Raw genomic sequence first — 17843 nt, forward strand, 5'->3', positions numbered from 1 at the left:
AAAAACAGTCATTAGCCCAACTAAAATCCAATATTGCTACAGTCATTATGTTTATCTGTAATCACTGTCCTTTTGTTCAGCACATCCAAAAAAAAATGGTTGAAATAGCAAAAAAATATCAAGATAAGGGTATGCAATTTGTGGCTATTAATTCTAACGACGTCAAAAATTATCCTGAAGATTCTTTTGAGAAAATGAAAGCCGTAGCTGAAGAGTTTGATTATCCTTTTCCTTATCTCTACGACGAAACTCAAGAAATCGCTCAAGCTTATCAGGCAGAATGCACTCCTGATTTTTATGTATTTGACCATAATCTTGTTTGTATTTATCACGGTCGTTTTGACCGTTCCACCCCGGGTAGAGATATTCCTGTAACGGGAGAAGACCTTAAAAAGACACTGGAGAATATACTAGTGGGTAAACCCATTGACGCTAATCAAAAACCCAGCCAAGGATGTAACATTAAATGGAAATCATAACTAAATTCCATATTTAGATACTACTTTAATCTCTTGTTCCCCCTGGGACAGAAAATATTTTACTCACCAGATGCTCTTCTCTTGATATAAGAAAACTCCCCCCATAAATACTCATTTAAAAATGATCGAAGTAAAATTACTAAAGATATAAAATTGAACAATAAATTTTATATCAACTTATCCCAGAGAAACTAGGAAATTATACTTTTGTATTTCTTAGCGTATTATTTTTTAAAATTCTTACTACTTTTTCTTTTTCCGGCAATACCAAAGGTTTCTTTGTGTTTTGAGTCTCCCTATTGCTATTTTTACATTATAATCATTTTTCAATAAAAAATCTTATGGTTACTATAAAATTTATCGCTAATTGGAAAATTTTGTATGAATAAACTTCTAAATTTATCTTTAAAGCTTATCCTCTTTTAAAAAAGAGAACTTACTTTATACTCGTTTAACATTCATATTGATGACTTCAAGAATAATGGAAATAATTAACTAAATCATTATTTTTTATTTCGCTTTTCTATGACTTCTATGAATTTCTTTTAGAAACTGAGTTTTCGTGATACTAATTATCTCAATTTAGTCTAGACTTCCTAAAAAGATACGGAGTTGTTATTACTAATAAGTATATTAAGAGTTTATTTATATAAACTATCATTTATGTAAATTTTATCTATTTTCTTATAGCAAGAACAATTAAAAGATTCTTTTCTTAAAGATATTCAACCTTAATAATTTTATATTCAGTTATCCCTTTCGGTGTTTCTACTTCCACAATATCTTCAATGTATTTTCCAATCAAAGCCCGTGCTAAAGGCGCAGATATCGAAATTTTATTTTCTTTTAAATTAGATTCATCTACACCTACAATCTGATAAGTGACTTTAATTTCAGTTTTTAAATTTAACAAAGTAACTGTAGATCCAAAAATTACTTTACCTTTATTAGGGATATGGGAAATATCGATTATTTGGCAATTAGCTAGCTTCGTCTCGATTTCTAAAATACGTCCCTCTATAAACGATTGACGTTCCCTAGCAGCATGATATTCAGCATTTTCTTTTAAATCACCATGAGCACGTGCTTCTGTAATAGCTGAAATGATGTTAGGGCGTTCGACAGTTTTTAAAAATTCTAACTCTGAGCGTAATTTAGAAATCCCATTTATAGTGATAGGAACAATCGTTTGCATCATTATCACCTTAAGAAAATATAGAAGGATATAGTATAACAAACTAGTATGGATCTAGACATCTTAAGGAATTGCTTAAACTTAAAAATAAGCTTTTGCGAGAAATACTATAATTAGTAGATTAATATTGACGATAAAAAATAAATTTTTGCGTCAATCTAAGAGTAAATACACATAAAATTTAAAAAAATAAAATTATTTAAAGACTTATCATCTTTAACGTACTTTTAAAGATTAATAGGTATCAACGACCAACACATACTACCCCTTATCTTATGCAGCTTTTATTCTCTCTAAAATCTACGCTTCACCAAATAGTTTTACGGATACCGGATTGTAAAGACTACTGTATAGATAAGAGGGGGGCCAAGAGCAACCGACCCCCCGCGCCCCACCATTTTACGCTTTATCCCTTAAAATTAGTAGCTTAACAAAAACCCACACACCAACTAACAAAAATAATAACTCTATATATCCAAAAGTTTACTTTAAGTTTTTATAAATAGCAGAATACGATTAACGAATACCGAAAGAAAAAAAACACAAATATTTATCAAATTCTCAGCATACAGGTTATATAATACTCTCACAAAAGTTCTTTAACAAAAGGCAACGCTTATTGGACTTCTTGCCCTTCTAAAAGATGGACAGAAGTGTGTGTTTTATACGAAAATCTGCTTATCTTTGACGATGAAGATCTTGTAAAGACTGAAGACGATTTGATGAATTCTTCACTGCTTTTAATGCTAAAACAGTAGCTTCTCCACCAGCTAATGTTGTCGTGTAACACACTTTGTGTTGAACGGCACTAATTCGAATAATATTTGAATCTTCAATGGATTGCTCACCCTCCGTAGTATTAATAATAAAACTAATTTGGTCATTCTTAATCATATCAAGAATATGAGGACGCCCCTCAGTGACCTTATTAACTATAGTACACAAAATTCCTACATTTTGTAATACCTTAGCAGTCCCTCGAGTAGAAACAATCTCAAACCCTAAATCTACTAAGGCACGGGCTACTTTCACTACACGCTCTTTATCAGCATCGCGAACACTCACAAAAGCACGCCCTCCTCGGGGAATAATATCCCCACCCCCTAATTGACCTTTTGCAAAAGCTTGACCAAAATTCTCTCCTATTCCCATGGCTTCTCCTGTAGAACGCATTTCCGGTCCCAAAATGGGATCGACACCTGAAAATTTATTAAAAGGAAAAACGGGTTTTTTAACTGAGAAATAGTTAGGAATGTATTCTCGCACAGCCTGTTCTTCCAAAGATACATTAACTATACAAAGGGCTGCAATTTTAGTAAGAGGAACCCCTGTAGCTTTTGCAAGAAAAGGGACTGTCCGTGAAGCACGAGGATTGACTTCAAGCACATATATTTCATCTCCCTGAATTGCAAATTGGATATTAATTAGACCTACTACATTAAGTTCTTTTGCTATTAGCCGGACTTGCTCTCGCAACTGATCTTGGATTTTTATGCTTAAATTATGAGCCGGAAAGGTGCAAGAGGAATCCCCAGAATGAACTCCAGCCTGCTCAATATGCTCTAAAATTCCTCCAATTAAAACGTTTTTACCATCACATACTGCATCAATATCTACCTCAATAGCATCATCCAAAAACCTATCTAAAAGTAAAGGTTCATCTTCAGAAACGATAACATCTTTAGTCATATAACGAGTCAATTCTTTTTCACTATAAATAATTTTCATAGCTCGCCCACCCAATACATAAGAAGGCCGAACAATTAATGGATAAGCGAATACTTTTGCTAAACGTAATCCTTCTTCAACGCTACGTACAATTCCATTGGGTGGCTGTTGTAAATTTAATTCTTGAATCAATAGTTGAAATCGCTCACGATCTTCGGCTCGATCAATAGCATCTGGTTGTGTTCCTAAAATAGGTACTTTTGCCTTTGCTAAGGCTCTAGCTAATTTTAAAGGTGTTTGACCCCCAAATTGAACAATGACACCTTTTGGTTTTTCAACGGCTACAATTTCTAACACATCCTCTAATGTAAGCGGTTCAAAATAAAGACGATCTGAAATATCAAAATCTGTCGAAACAGTTTCAGGATTACAATTAACCATAATACTTTCATAACCCATTTCACGCATAGCTAATGCTGCATGTACACAGCAATAATCAAATTCAATACCTTGACCAATTCGATTAGGTCCACTTCCCAATACCATTATTTTACTTCGCTTCGTTTGAAAGCACTCATTTTCTTCTTCATAGGTCGAGTAAAGATAAGCAGTATCTGTAGCAAATTCAGCGGCACATGTATCGACTCGCTTATAAACAGGACGGATTTTTAATTTATGCCGACAATGCCGTACTTGCTCTTCAGTAGTTTTTAATAATTGAGCTAAGCGTTTATCAGAAAATCCTTTACGTTTTAAATAAAAAAATTGTTCGTGAGATAATTGTTTTAAAGATTTACTCTTTATTACGTTTTCTAAATGAACTAATTCTTCTATTTGCACCAAAAACCAGGGATCAATTTGACTATCCCAATAAACTTCTTCAACACTAAACCCCATTCGAAAAGCATCTGCGAGGTACCATAACCGCTCAGGTCCAGCAAAGCGTAATTCTTTTCTAATCTCTTCACAAAACGCTTCATCGAAAATTTGTGAATCTTCATCTCGAATCCCTAGTTTAGGTTCTAATCCACAAACACCTACTTCTAAACCACGAATGGCTTTTTGTAAAGACTCTTGAAAAGTGCGCCCAATAGCCATCACTTCACCTACTGATTTCATCTGTGTCGTTAGACGAGGTAGCGTTTGAGGAAATTTTTCGAAATTAAATCGAGGAATTTTAGTCACAACATAATCAATTGTCGGTTCAAAGGATGCAGGAACCCTACCACCAGTAATTTCATTTTGTAATTCATCTAATGAATAACCAATAGCTAATTTTGCTGCGACTTTTGCGATAGGAAAACCCGTGGCTTTCGAAGCAAGAGCTGAAGAACGTGACAGGCGAGGATTCATCTCAATTACTATCATTCTTCCATCCTTAGGATTAATTGCAAATTGTACATTAGACCCACCACTCTCTACTCCAATTTCTCGTAAAATCGCAATAGCAGCATCTCGCATCCGTTGATATTCTTTATCTGTTAATGTTTGTGCTGGTGCAACAGCAATGGAATCTCCTGTATGAATACCTACAGGATCAAGGTTTTCGATACTACAAACAATAATACAATTATCTTTTTTATCGCGTATAACTTCTAATTCAAATTCTTTCCATCCAACAATAGATTCATCAATTAATATTTCATTAGTAGGAGATAATTCAAGACCACGGGTGCAAATTTCTAAAAATTCTTCTCTGTTATAAGCAATACCACCTCCACTTCCACCCAAGGTAAAACAGGGTCGAATAATCGCTGGAAATCCAAATTTATTAAGTACTTCCCAAGCTTCTTCCATCGAATGGGCAAGGCCTGAAGAGGTTGTCTGTAAACCAATTTTAGCCATAGCTTTTTGAAAGAGAGCTCGATCTTCTGCTTTATCAATAGCTTCTCGGGAAGCAGAAATTAACTGTACTTTATATTTTTCTAAAATACCTTCTCGCACTAAATCCAGTGCGCAATTTAAACCTGTTTGCCCTCCAATAGTTGCTAGAAGCGCATCTGGCTTTTCTTGTTCAATAATTTTAGCAATTGTTTCCCAATTAATAGGCTCAATATATGTAGCATCTGCTACATCTGGATCAGTCATTATAGTAGCGGGATTCGAATTAACTAAAATTACGCGATAACCTTCTTCCCGAAGAGCTCGACAAGCTTGCGTTCCAGAATAATCAAATTCACAGCCTTGCCCAATGATAATAGGTCCTGCACCGATAATTAATACGCTTTTTATATCTGTTCGTTTTGGCATATTATTTTATTGTCCACGCTCACTGATCAACTGAACAAACTCTTTAAATATCCCCCGCATATCTTGAGGCCCGGGACTTGCTTCCGGATGACCTTGAAAAGCAATTGCTGGTTTTGTTTTATGTGCAATCCCTTGCAAGGTCCCATCAAATAAAGAACGGTGAGTTACAACTAAACTATCAGGTAAATTTTTTTCATTCACCGTAAAACTGTGATTTTGGCTAGTGATATAAACTCGTCCAGTTGTACTATTTTGAATAGAATGATTGGCACCATGATGCCCAAATTTCATTTTTTCTGTTTGACCACCGCAAGCTAAAGCCAAGAGCTGAAAACCAAAGCAAATTCCTAATAAAGGAATACTGTTTTCTAAAATTTCTTGAATCGCAGCAATGGCATAATCACAAGCCGTTGGATCACCAGGACCATTTGACAATACGATTCCACTAGGATTTAAATTTAAAACCTCTTTTATAGATGTTTGAGCAGGAACTACAGTTACTAAACAACCATGATCTACCAATAAACGTAAAATCTGCCTTTTCAAACCATAATCGTACACAAAAACATGATAATTATTTTTCTGTGTAATTTTTGGGCTGTTTTCGAGAGCTAAACTTCTTTCAACCCAACTTTGCATCCTTCTGGTTGAAGCTTTTTGGGCTAAATCTTTACCTTTTAAGCCAGGATAAGCACGGGCACATGCAAGGGCTCGATCAGCATTTACGTCTTCACCCACTATAATACATCCATTCAATGTACCTTGTTCACGAATCAGCCGTACCAATCGCCGAGTATCAATTCCTGCAATAGCAACAATTCCCTCAGATTTTAAATAATTCTCAAGAGATTGCTCTGCACGCCAATTACTAACTATAGGAGATAATTCACGAATAATTAATCCAGCAGCCCAAATTCGATGTGATTCTTGATCGTCAGCATTAACTCCTACATTGCCAATGTGAGGGTAAGTCAGAGTAATAATTTGTTCTGAATAAGAAGGATCTGTCAAAATTTCCTGGTAGCTTGTCAGGGTCGTATTGAAAATAACTTCCCCAACAGTTTGACCTTCTACTCCAATAGAGTATCCAAAAAATAAGCTACCGTCGGCTAATGATAAAATTGCTGGTTTTCGCCCGTTAAGCGGATTTAAATCGCTCATCGTGTCAGAAGAACCTCTTTTTTTTAAGTCTGAAAAAAACTTGTCCAAGGATAAGCGATTCTGGGGTGAATGGGAAGGCAATTAAAAGGTTTGTCCTCTCAAACCTAGCCAAAGGATGATAAAACTTTTTAAAAGTTAAGGAGGCTATAGACGTATCGTTTTTATTTGACGGAAAAAAACTGTTTCACACTATCAAACCAACTTCGTCTACGCGGACTATGATTTTTATCATCTTTTGCTAATAATTTAGCAAAATATTTTAAGGATTCTTTCTGTTCTGTATTTAACTTTATTGGAGTTTCAACTGTAACATGACAAATTAAATCTCCTACTGTACCACTTTTCAATGCCTTCACTCCTTTCCCTCGTAAACGAAATTGTTTTCCACTTTGTGTTTCCGGAGGAATCGCTAAACGTACAGACCCATCTAAAGTAGGGATTTCAACTTCTCCTCCTAAGGCAGCTGTAACAAAATCAATAGGTGCCTCTGAATAAAGATCATTACCCCCCCTCTGGAAAATAGGGTGAGGTTTTACTTGAATTTGCACATAAAGATCTCCCGGCGGCGCTCCAAAAAGACCTGCTTCTCCCTCACCAGCGAGACGAATACGATCTCCGGTATCAATTCCAGGAGGAATTTTAACGGATAAGGTTTTAGTTTCTTGGCAACGACCTTGACCCTGACACTCCGAGCAAGAGTCTTTAATAATTTGTCCCGTGCCACGGCATCCAGAGCAGGTTTGCTGTACTTGCAAAAAACCATGTTGTATACGCATTTGCCCGCTTCCAGTACAGCGCTGACAAGTAACTGGTCTTGTGCCTTTCTTAGCACCACTCCCATTACAAGTTCCGCAGATCACCCAAGTTGTTACTTTAATTGTTTGAGTAATTCCATGAACTACTTCTTCTAACGAAAGAATAAGATCATAACCTAGATCAGCTCCTCTTTGTTCTCGAGGTTTAGATCGTCCCGCTCCAAAGATATCTCCAAAAATATCACCAAAGATATCTCCGAGATCACCAAAACCAAAACTTCCCGATCCCCCTCCAAAAGGTTGCTTTACACCAGAATGACCAAACTGGTCATAAGCAGTTCTTTTACGGGAATCAGAAAGTACTTCGTAAGCTTCTCGTGCTTCTTTAAACTTTATTTCTGCTTCTTTATCTAGCGGATTTCGATCAGGATGATATTTCATTGCAAGACGACGGAAAGCTTTTTTAATTTCAGCTTCAGTTGCCGTGCGAGTAACACCCAGGAGTTCATAATAATCGCGTTTTGATGCCATGGAATCTTTGTATTATTTTATTTTAATAGATTATTTCAAACGATTGTTATCCATGTTTATACTTAAACATAATAGTTGTTTGGTATGAAGCTGCCCAAAGTAAGGATTTACACCAGAATAATGATAAATTTTTATTCGCTATTATTATTTTTCGTCTTTAACTTCTTCGAACTCAGCATCCACGACATCTTCCTTCTTGTCAGTCTTGTCAGTTTCCATTTGAGTGTCTCTAGGATCTGTTTCAGCGCCTGAAGAAACACCAGGATTTTTCTTCTGATTTTTAGAAGAATAGACACGTTCTGCTAATTTAGAAGAGTGTTCGCTTAATACCCTCGTTTTCGCTTCAATTGCATCCTTATTATTCCCTCTCATGGCTTCTTTGAGTTCTTTAATCGCTTTTTCAATGGTATCTTTTTCATTAGCCGTAACTTCTGCTGCTCCTAAATCTCTCATAGATTTTTCAACAGTATGAATCATTGCATCAGCTTGATTGCGTGCATCTACTAATTTATGAAATTTACGATCTGCTTCTCGATGTGCTTCCGCGTCTTTGACCATTTTTTCCACTTCCTCATCAGATAAGCCACTCGAAGCTTTAATCACGATTGATTGTTCTTTGCCCGTTGCTTTATCTTTCGCCGAAACATGAAGAATACCGTTAGCATCAATATCAAAAGTAACTTCAATTTGTGGTACACCACGCGGTGCTGGTGGAATATCTGTTAAGTCAAAACGTCCAAGCGATTTATTCGCTGAAGCCATCTCGCGCTCTCCTTGTAAAACATGAACTGTAACAGCAGTTTGATTATTTTCAGCCGTTGAAAATATTTGATTAGCCTTCGTTGGGATTGTGGTATTTTTATCAATTAATTTGGTCATAACGCCCCCTAAAGTTTCAATTCCTAGAGAGAGTGGCGTGACATCAAGTAACAAAACATCTTTTACTTCGCCGGACAATACAGCACCTTGAATAGCCGCACCAATAGCCACAGCTTCGTCCGGATTAACGTCTTTTCGGGCCTCTTTCCCAAAAAATTCTTTAACTGCTTCTTGAACCTTTGGCATTCGAGTTTGACCACCCACCAAAATTACATCGTCAATTTCGGAAACTTTAAGTCCTGCATCTTTAATTGCTATTTTACAAGGTTCGATAGTTCTTTCTATTAATCCTTCTACTAAGGATTCTAACTTTGCACGAGTGAGACGAATATTCAAATGCTTAGGACCGGAAGCATCTGCTGTAATATAAGGTAAGTTGATATCCGTTTGTTGGCTAGACGAAAGCTCAATTTTCGCTTTTTCAGCCGCTTCTTTTAACCGTTGTAATGCCAGGGGATCGTTATGTAAATCTACCCCCACATCTTTTTTAAATTCATTAGCTAAATAATCAATTAACCGTAAATCAAAGTCTTCACCTCCTAAGAAGGTATCACCATTCGTGGCCAGGACTTCAAATTGGTGTTCACCATCCACATCAGCAATTTCAATAATTGAAATATCAAACGTTCCACCGCCTAAGTCATAAACAGCAATCTTACGATCACCTTTTTTCTTATCCATTCCATAGGCCAAAGCAGCAGCGGTAGGTTCATTAATAATACGTTTAACATTAAGACCCGCAATTTTACCTGCATCTTTAGTCGCTTGACGTTGGGAATCATTAAAGTAAGCTGGTACTGTGATTACTGCATCCGTTAAGGGATGGCCTAAATAATCTTCTACCGTTTTTTTCATTTTCATTAAGACTTGAGCGGAAATTTGTGGTGGCGCCAACTTTTCAGGACGACCATCTTTAGTAGTTACTTCTACCCAAGCATCTCCGTTATCTGCCTTAGTAATTTTATAAGGTACCATCTTAATATCTTTTTGGACAACATTATCATCAAAACGTCGCCCAATTAAGCGCTTGATTGCAAAGAAAGTTCTATTAGGGTTCGTGACAGCTTGCCGCTTTGCAGAGGCACCTACTAAGATTTCAGCGTCTTTTGTATATGCCACAATTGATGGTGTGGTGCGCGAACCTTCAGCATTTTCAATTACTCGTACTTTTCCACCTTCCATCACTGCAACGCAGGAATTAGTGGTGCCCAAATCAATACCAATAGTTTCAGCCATTCTTTTTCCTCTCAAAAATAGAAATTTAGGATGCCTTATTCTCTAAGTGGGGACAGGGTTTAGGATTTCAAGGGATAAAATTAGAGTTAATCTTTGAAAGTCGATTTAGGCTAAGAAATATGATTCTTCGACACGGTTAAACGCTAATGTTCTATTTCTCTAAGACAAAAAAATAAAGAACATTTTCTTTAACAGTAAAGTTTAAAAGTAAAGTGACTTTAGAACTCTTATCAAGAGTTCGTTAACACTGAAGAATACCTCTATCACCTAATGGTGGTAGAATACCTCTATTACCTAATTTGCTACCTCAAGTAAGTAGTTATGATTTACGGAGATCTTGCAGACACAGAGTGCTTTCTAAAACACTACTAAAATTCTTCAATCTTCAAATTCAATCTTCAAATTAGATAGATAATTGATTTTTCAAAGTACTGATCAGTATCTCATTTATTTAAAAACTTCAGAGTGTTGATCGCGAATGATCGTTACCCTTACATAAGCAAGAATAAACCCGAATAATCTTAAACTAAATTTACTTAATAAATCTAAATAATATATAATAAATCTAATAATATATATTATATTAAGTATATTATATATTTAATTAAGTATATTATATATTTAATAATTATATTTTATTTTATAAAATTATAAAATCTATTCAGTCTATATCTTAAAAAAATAAAATAATTAAATTAAGTTTATATTTAACTAAGTTTGTATTGAATCAAATAAATAACTTGACCTTGAGGGTTATGATTTTTTTGCTTCAGAGTTGTTTTTCGATTAATCTAGAACGAAATCACATTGAAATTAAAAAATTAATTAAAAAGTCTAAATTAATCTGTAAACAAATTATCCAATAATTTCGAATACTTTTCTACACTATTTATACACCAAGCCAATAGGTATCTTCCCCCCAAGACAAATTCTACCTTTTGAACTACAAAATCACGAACACCAGAAGAACTAATATTAAATTACGGCATTGTGCGATATAAAAGATATTCTATTTTCTCTAGTTCTAACGTCATCCTCCGAAAGGAAAGCCAATTTTTATAAACTATTTCAATCTTTAATCTTAATAAATCTTTAATCTTAATAAATGTTAAGATAACCTTAAATTTAGGCTGCCACAAGCACTCGTGCAGCTCGTAATACCCGCCCATTAAGCTGATAGCCTTTTTGCATCACCTGAGCAATTAGATCAGGTTCGGTATTCGGCACTTTTTGAATGGCCATGGCTTCATGAAAAGCAGGATTAAAGAGATCCCCAGGCTTAGGATCAATAATCTCAACACCGTGCTTTTCAAACGTTTTGTATAATAAATCCAATGTTAAACTTATCCCTTCCCGCAAACTTTGGACATGCGGATCACTCGATTCGCGACTTTCAAGACCGTGAATTAAACTGTCAACAACAGGTAAAAGATCTGTAATCAATCGTTCTCCAGCATATTTTATAGTGTTTGCAATATCCCGTTCCACCCGTTTACGTAAATTATCCATTTCAGCCTGGGAGCGAATATATTGATTTTTATATTCATCTAATTTTCGCTCTAAACTACTAAGGTGACTCTCTAACTGTTCACGGGTGGGAAATTCAAGCTCTTCTCGATGCGCCTCTATCTCTTGAGGAACATGTTCTTCTAATTTTATTTTTTCTTGCTCTTTTTCTAATACTTTTTCGCATGTATTTTGAAATTCAAAACCAGATTCATTCTTCTTATTTTCGCTCATTTGGATCTCCTCGGTCAGTTAATGAGATTAAATACTAAATAAAATATGAGAGGCTGTAAAATACTTAAGGCTCTTTAGCTGTAAAAACATAATTTGTAGCTTTCTCATTTTAAAAAAGCTATCCTCAATTCTTATGCAAAAACCACCATTCCATCGGATCGTTTTAATGGGACGTAAAGGAATAGATGGGGCTTCCGAAACCCTGCAGGCCTTAAAAAAATATCTTGTATCTTTAAATCGGACCGTGCTTCTTGAAGAACACGCCGCAAATATGATGAACGACCATAATTTAACCCTTCTGTCAGGCAGTCAATTGAAAGAAAAAGCAGATTTACTAATTGTAGTAGGAGGGGATGGAAGTTTACTCAATGCCGCACATATTGCTGTTCCTCAAAATATTCCTGTGCTAGGAATTAATCGAGGACGTCTTGGCTTTCTCACAGATATTACTCCCCACGAGCTCCTAAAAACAAATGCTATTTTAGAAGGGGATTATATAGAAGAAACCCGATTTCTTTTAGAAATGACAGCAGAATACAAAGGTAAGATCATTACTCAAGGTATTGCACTTAATGATGTAGTACTGCTCCCAGGGGATGTCGCAAAAATGATTGAATTTGATATTTCAATTAACGACGACTTCGTTTGCAGTCAACGTGCCGATGGATTAATTGTCACTACGCCTACAGGCTCGACCGCTTATGCATTGTCTGGTGGTGGACCGATTTTACATCCACAATTAGATGCCATCGCTTTAGTACCCATGTTTCCACACACCTTAAGTAGCCGTCCTATAGTTGTCCAAGCGCATAGTCAAATAAAAATCAATATTTCTTCCCATAATAAGATATCACCATTTATAAGTAACGACGGACAACAGCGCATAGCATTAGCAGTAGGTGGGAAAATCTACATTCATAAATATAAACACTTATTACACCTCATTCATCCGACTGATTACAATTATTACGACACATTACGTTGTAAATTGGACTGGGAAAGACGCACCTCAAAGCTGTAAGTATGTTAACGTAATATTTATATTTTTAATAAAAATTTCACGATCCTTGAATCGCTTACCATTGGCTTTGAAAAAAAGTTTAATCTTCATATGAACCAGTAAAACAAGCGCAGGGAAATTTATTATTGTAGATGCTGTTAGATTTGATAACTTTTTTAGAGGCCTGTTTATTAGAAGCAAATATTGCTCCCCCTCCTATAAATCCGTGCCTCTACATAAAAAATTAATAATATATTTTTATAAATCTTACTTATAACTCAGAATCTCTAACAACCTGCTTTAAAATACATAATTTTTCTGATAGTAACTCGATAGTAAAATGTATAGGGCCTAGAGTTACACGAGTGATTTATTTAGGATAATCACACATTACACTTGAAGCATTTTACCTCTCCTCCACTTCTGTACATAGTAATTAATGCGGAAATTTACTCCTTTTACAGAAATTTACTTCTTTTAAATTTACTTCTTTTATTTTAAAGATTCATAATTAATATTAGTATCAAAATTATTAGTATCAAAATTTATTAAAGTGTATCAAAATTTATTACAGTCCGATATTGATCTACAATGATTTAACAATTTTTGGAAAGGATTGATATTTACTTGAAACGATTAATGAATACACTGTGATCAGTAATAATTAATCCTTACAGAATTAAATCAACTTAACATACAAGTAAAAAATAATAACTACGAGTTTTCTTTATTGTGTTATTTTCTTGATTGCATTATCAATATGAATAATTAGAATACACTATATTACAACAAAACAAATGGAACATTCTAAATCAGTGGTATCAAAAATTTCAAAACGCAAAAATTATTTCATTAAAAAATGAACTCAAGCTATGGATCTCACGATTCTGAATGAAGCAATAAATGAAGCAATATTTGCTTCAATCTTTGTATAGAAAGCTATTAATTGTATAAACGAAATTAAAAGCTAAGATTTTCAAATGATCGCTATCAGAAAAGTCTGAAATACTATCGGTATTTATTTACAAAAACCTAAAATAGAATTAAATTATTATTATGAACAACTTAATTTATATTATGAACAACTTAATTTAAGTGCTGAAATCTAAAACTATTTAATTTTGATAATCTTTTGTATAAGGACCTTACTTAAGAACTTCATGTTGATTTTGAAGAATTAATTAATATAAAAATCTTTTATCATTTTTTATCATTATTTATCGCTATATAGAAAAATTCAAAAGTCTAAGTCTTAAAGAATCACACATTCGGGATTGTAAAAATTAAAAAATCTATATTAAATTTAAATCTAAATATTTAGATCTAAATATCCATATCTAAATATCCATATTAAATCTAAATATAAAAAATTACTTAAAACCAACTAAAATCTTAAAAATCTGCTAAAATTTTAAAAACCTAAATTACCAAAAATATCCAACAGCTAGCAATAATCTGTGGATGTTTCGTTATTCGCTTTGAATAAAGCAAAAAATTTCGTTTTTGGGAAGAGAAAGAATTCTTTTTCATCTCAGTATCATTATATGGACAGTAACTCTTTTCTTGACAAACAGTAACCCAATAGAAAGTATTATCCAAATGAGCTTGGCTCTTCCAGTTATTACAACCCCAAAAGCAGAAAAAAGATCCCCACCCTACCCACATTCATTTTTAATAAAGCTAACACAGGAACAAGTGTCAACGCTAAAACGCTCAAAATAGTAAGTTGATTGTTTAATAAATTAATCTCCCTAAAAATGAAGTGTTATGCATTACTTAATTGATCCCATAATAGCTGCTGAAGGCCCATCACCATTTTTAGGTAAACAAAATTATGATAAAAAAATGTTGTTTTAAGGATCATCAACAGCTTTAAAGCCCAAAAAACCTCTTAAAGAATTCAAATGATTATTTAGGTATCCATAAAGGAATTTTCTTCGCAAAGCTGACAAATACCGTAAATTGTCAAATTATGGTCGGTCATTTTAAATTTGGATTTTTTAGCAATTACTTCTTGACGGATTTCAATAATTTTATCGATGAATTCTTCCACTTTACCACAATTGATGCAAACCAAATGATCGTGATGCCTTCCTTGGTTCATTTCAAAAACAGAATGCCCACCTTCAAAGTTATTTCGTTTTACTAATCCAGCTGCTTCAAATTGCGTGAGTACCCGATATACCGTAGCAAGTCCCACATCTTCACCTATATCTACTAATTTACGATAAACATTTTCAGCACTCATGTGATGAGGATCAGCGTTTTCTAAAATTTTTAGTATTTTAAGACGCGGGAGTGTTACTTTAAGCCCAGCCTTACGTAATTCTCGATTTTCCAACCTAAGATCCTCTGATATTTTAAAGTGATTTTAACATAGTAATCTTTACACATACTGAATTTTTAGGGATTAAACTTTGGATATTTCACTAAGATTAGTGTGCTATCAGTGCTTATAAAATTGCTAAAGTAAATATAAGTCCAAAATAGGACTAATTCTTCTATTATTTAAACATAGAGTGTGCTGGAAGCGACAGCTGTATATTAAAAATGTAATATTAAAATATATATTTAAGAATAAGATACGTTATAATTACATCTAATCTTAGAAACATGAAACAATAAGGAGCTTTCCATGTGGGGTGTAACATTAATTCTCTTGGTTTGTTTAATTACGACATTAGAAGTAGAAGGTTGTGTTTATCATCCAACCCTGCAACAGGGAAACATTATTACGGATAAAGATCTAAGTAACTTAAATACAGGAATGACAAAAGATCAGGTTCGGGCAATGTTTGGTGATCCAGTGCTCGTCAATATTTTTGCTGATAACCAAATGGTGTATATTTATACTTTCCAACCAAGCCATCTACGAATGCAATCAACTCATTTAATTATTTATTTACACAATAATTACGTCACTAATTTTTGGACAGATAAAAACAAACCTATTGAGCAACTGAAGCTATCCAATCCTTAAATTATTTGCATCTTACTAATTCTTAATCTTACTAATCTTAGATGATAAACCCTGAACGCGTAATAAACGCGCTTGTTTTGGATCAATAAAAAGAGAACGATAGATTTCAATTCGGTCACCATTTCGCACATTGCTATCCAGTCTGGTACGTTTACTATAAATTCCCACGCAAACTTGGGCCAAATTAATTTCAGGAAATTCCTGCAAAATACCCGAGCGCTTGATTGCTATCATTACAGTACAGTTTTCTTCAACTTCCAGAGAAATCTCTAGTTGTTTTTTTTGTGTGGCGTAACAAACTTTAATCTGCATCATAAATTTTTTCTATAAATTATATCAGCACGTTTACAAAAGGCATCAACTAGTATCGTGGCAATTTGGTTGAATCATAGACCAAATTTCAAGGCAAGCCAGCGTGAAGAAAATTTAAATTCTAAATTTAACCACACTCGACAAATCCCCCCTTCCTCCACAACTTCAAACTGCCAAAAACCTTTAAGTTATCGAAAAGGTCCGTTCATAAAAGGTATTTTCACCATTTTGTAATGGTTGTAGACGATTTAAAGTAGTAAACGATTTTATATTGAGTCCACCTTTTGAAGAAGGTGACAACGTTGTTTGTATTTCATCGTCTATACAATTCATTGATTTGACTATCCCTACAAAAGGGAACAAACCTAGGGTAGGATTCAATATCGTTTATCAGAGTGTACATTTCTATTTGCCTATAGGAGATTAATTTACTTTTATTGATATTAGGCATAGCATTTCGATAATATAATCAACCTCATGACAAAGCAAATCACAAAAAAATCTGCGCCACGTATTATTGCTTTAAATAAGAAAGTCTTTTATGATTATCATATTGATAAGCAGCGATTAAAAGCAGGATTAGTTCTGGAGGGTTGGGAAGTCAAAAGTATTCGGTTTGGACGGGTTCAGTTACGAGATACTTATGTTATTTTTAAAGCTGGAGAAGCTTGGTTAATCGGAGCTTACCTCTCTCCTCTTCCTAATGTGGCTAACTACATAAAACCCGATCCTCAACGATTTCGTAAATTACTTTTAAATAAGCGAGAAATTAGTAAACTATTTGGTGCAATTCAAAAAGATGGATTTACAGTTGTACCTTTGAATCTTCATTGGCATAAACATCATGTTAAGGTGGAAATCGCTCTAGCTAAAGGTAAAAAAACCCATGATAAACGAGAAACGATTAAACGTCGGGAATGGGAACGCGAAAAGCATCGGGTGTTGAAGTATTATGGGTAAATGTATTGTGTTTTCATTTCTAATTCATCAAATTAGCTGTGATTAGATATAGATAACAATAGAACCTAATTTTTAGGGTAAATATAGCATTTTACCAGATAGACAACTTATCTTTGTAGTCAATTTAGTTTGACACTCTTTCTGTTCAGAAAATAAATTTTACTCTGCTTGCAGCTAAAAACTAGCTGAACTTCAACAAATTTATTTCAGGAAGAACTCTCAAACAGCTGTCCGACTCCGATAAGAAGCACATAAAAATTCAATTTCAACGATGTGATGCGAAGTTAAACCATCATATCTTTAAAAAGAAAATCTTTATTCTAAAAAAATACCTGTTATTACCTTAATTCATTGAGTTTTTATTTTATTATTGATCATGCAGTTCGTGACATAGAAGAAGAGATTTTAGCAGAGGGTTGTTTTTTTAAAGAGGAATTGATTATCAATGCAAATAATTGCCGGAGTTTTAAAAACAGAAGTTAAGTCCAGTTTAACTAAGGAGATAAACAAAGGGAGATGAAAAAAGAAACTTATGAACCTGTTCTCCCCTTCAAAAAAAAACAATAAAAAATTTAAAAACTATTCGTGTTTTATATGATCTTTAACGAATTCATTACGATCAAGTTATTTAGTATTATTCAAAAATGCGTAACGTGACACACAAAAAACAGATAAAGCAATAAATATTAGAGAGTAA

General features: G+C 34.1%; 14 protein-coding genes. 5 read left to right on the forward strand and 9 right to left on the reverse strand.

Translation table 11 applies throughout. The features are described from left to right. Positions 1-479, forward strand: a 479-nt coding sequence (locus CLERM_RS00615; protein ID WP_102156683.1) for a thioredoxin family protein, incomplete at its 5' end; no start/stop codon positions are given. A 715-nt stretch (positions 480-1194) separates the two neighbouring features. Here CLERM_RS00615 and greA read toward each other — a convergent pair. The 6 genes from greA to grpE form a co-directional block, all read right to left on the reverse strand. After that, the gene (greA, locus tag CLERM_RS00620) at positions 1195-1674 is read right to left on the reverse strand and encodes a transcription elongation factor GreA (protein ID WP_102156684.1); all 480 of its coding nucleotides are present in this window, start codon (positions 1672-1674) and stop codon (positions 1195-1197) included. 678 nt (positions 1675-2352) lie between these two features. Beyond that, positions 2353-5592, reverse strand: coding sequence for a carbamoyl-phosphate synthase large subunit (gene carB / locus CLERM_RS00625; RefSeq protein ID WP_102156685.1), 3240 nt, complete (start codon positions 5590-5592; stop codon positions 2353-2355). Between the two features lie 6 nt (positions 5593-5598). After that, positions 5599-6753, reverse strand: coding sequence for a glutamine-hydrolyzing carbamoyl-phosphate synthase small subunit (gene carA / locus CLERM_RS00630; protein WP_102156686.1), 1155 nt, complete (start codon positions 6751-6753; stop codon positions 5599-5601). A 161-nt stretch (positions 6754-6914) separates the two neighbouring features. Next, a complete protein-coding gene (gene dnaJ / locus CLERM_RS00635) occupies positions 6915-8039 on the reverse strand; it encodes a molecular chaperone DnaJ (protein WP_102156687.1) in 1125 nt (374 codons plus the stop codon). A gap of 144 nt (positions 8040-8183) precedes the next feature. Continuing rightward, entirely contained in the window at positions 8184-10154 is a 1971-nt protein-coding gene (gene dnaK, locus CLERM_RS00640) for a molecular chaperone DnaK (protein WP_102156688.1), read from the reverse strand. A gap of 1125 nt (positions 10155-11279) precedes the next feature. Next, positions 11280-11894: a nucleotide exchange factor GrpE gene (gene grpE, locus CLERM_RS00645; protein WP_102156689.1), complete on the reverse strand. Its 615-nt coding sequence runs from the start codon at positions 11892-11894 to the stop codon at positions 11280-11282. A 133-nt stretch (positions 11895-12027) separates the two neighbouring features. On the opposite strand from grpE, the gene CLERM_RS00650 reads away from it, so the two are divergent. Continuing rightward, positions 12028-12915: an NAD(+) kinase gene (locus CLERM_RS00650; protein ID WP_102156690.1), complete on the forward strand. Its 888-nt coding sequence runs from the start codon at positions 12028-12030 to the stop codon at positions 12913-12915. Between the two features lie 1891 nt (positions 12916-14806). Here CLERM_RS00650 and fur read toward each other — a convergent pair. Next, positions 14807-15235: a ferric iron uptake transcriptional regulator gene (gene fur / locus CLERM_RS00660; protein ID WP_102156692.1), complete on the reverse strand. Its 429-nt coding sequence runs from the start codon at positions 15233-15235 to the stop codon at positions 14807-14809. 294 nt (positions 15236-15529) lie between these two features. On the opposite strand from fur, the gene CLERM_RS00665 reads away from it, so the two are divergent. Continuing rightward, positions 15530-15874, forward strand: coding sequence for an outer membrane protein assembly factor BamE (locus tag CLERM_RS00665; protein ID WP_102156693.1), 345 nt, complete (start codon positions 15530-15532; stop codon positions 15872-15874). Positions 15875-15889: 15 nt separating this feature from the next. Here CLERM_RS00665 and CLERM_RS00670 read toward each other — a convergent pair whose 3' ends face one another. Next, positions 15890-16189, reverse strand: coding sequence for an RnfH family protein (locus CLERM_RS00670; RefSeq protein WP_102156694.1), 300 nt, complete (start codon positions 16187-16189; stop codon positions 15890-15892). 54 nt (positions 16190-16243) lie between these two features. Here CLERM_RS00670 and CLERM_RS04035 point away from each other — a divergent pair, with 54 nt between their 5' ends. Continuing rightward, positions 16244-16420, forward strand: coding sequence for a hypothetical protein (locus CLERM_RS04035; protein ID WP_236905151.1), 177 nt, complete (start codon positions 16244-16246; stop codon positions 16418-16420). A gap of 79 nt (positions 16421-16499) precedes the next feature. On the opposite strand, the gene CLERM_RS04185 is transcribed toward CLERM_RS04035, so the two are convergent. Then, positions 16500-16637 carry an SRPBCC family protein gene (locus CLERM_RS04185; RefSeq protein ID WP_369688887.1) on the reverse strand — a complete coding sequence of 46 codons (138 nt, stop codon included), beginning with the start codon at positions 16635-16637 and terminating at the stop codon, positions 16500-16502. Positions 16638-16663: 26 nt separating this feature from the next. Here CLERM_RS04185 and smpB point away from each other — a divergent pair, with 26 nt between their 5' ends. After that, on the forward strand, positions 16664-17146 hold the full coding sequence (gene smpB / locus CLERM_RS00680) for an SsrA-binding protein SmpB (RefSeq protein ID WP_102156695.1): 483 nt from the start codon (positions 16664-16666) through the stop codon (positions 17144-17146). The last annotated feature ends 697 nt before the right edge of the window (positions 17147-17843 follow it).

The organism is Coxiella-like endosymbiont, assembly GCF_002871095.1.
Taxonomy (GTDB): domain Bacteria; phylum Pseudomonadota; class Gammaproteobacteria; order Coxiellales; family Coxiellaceae; genus Coxiella.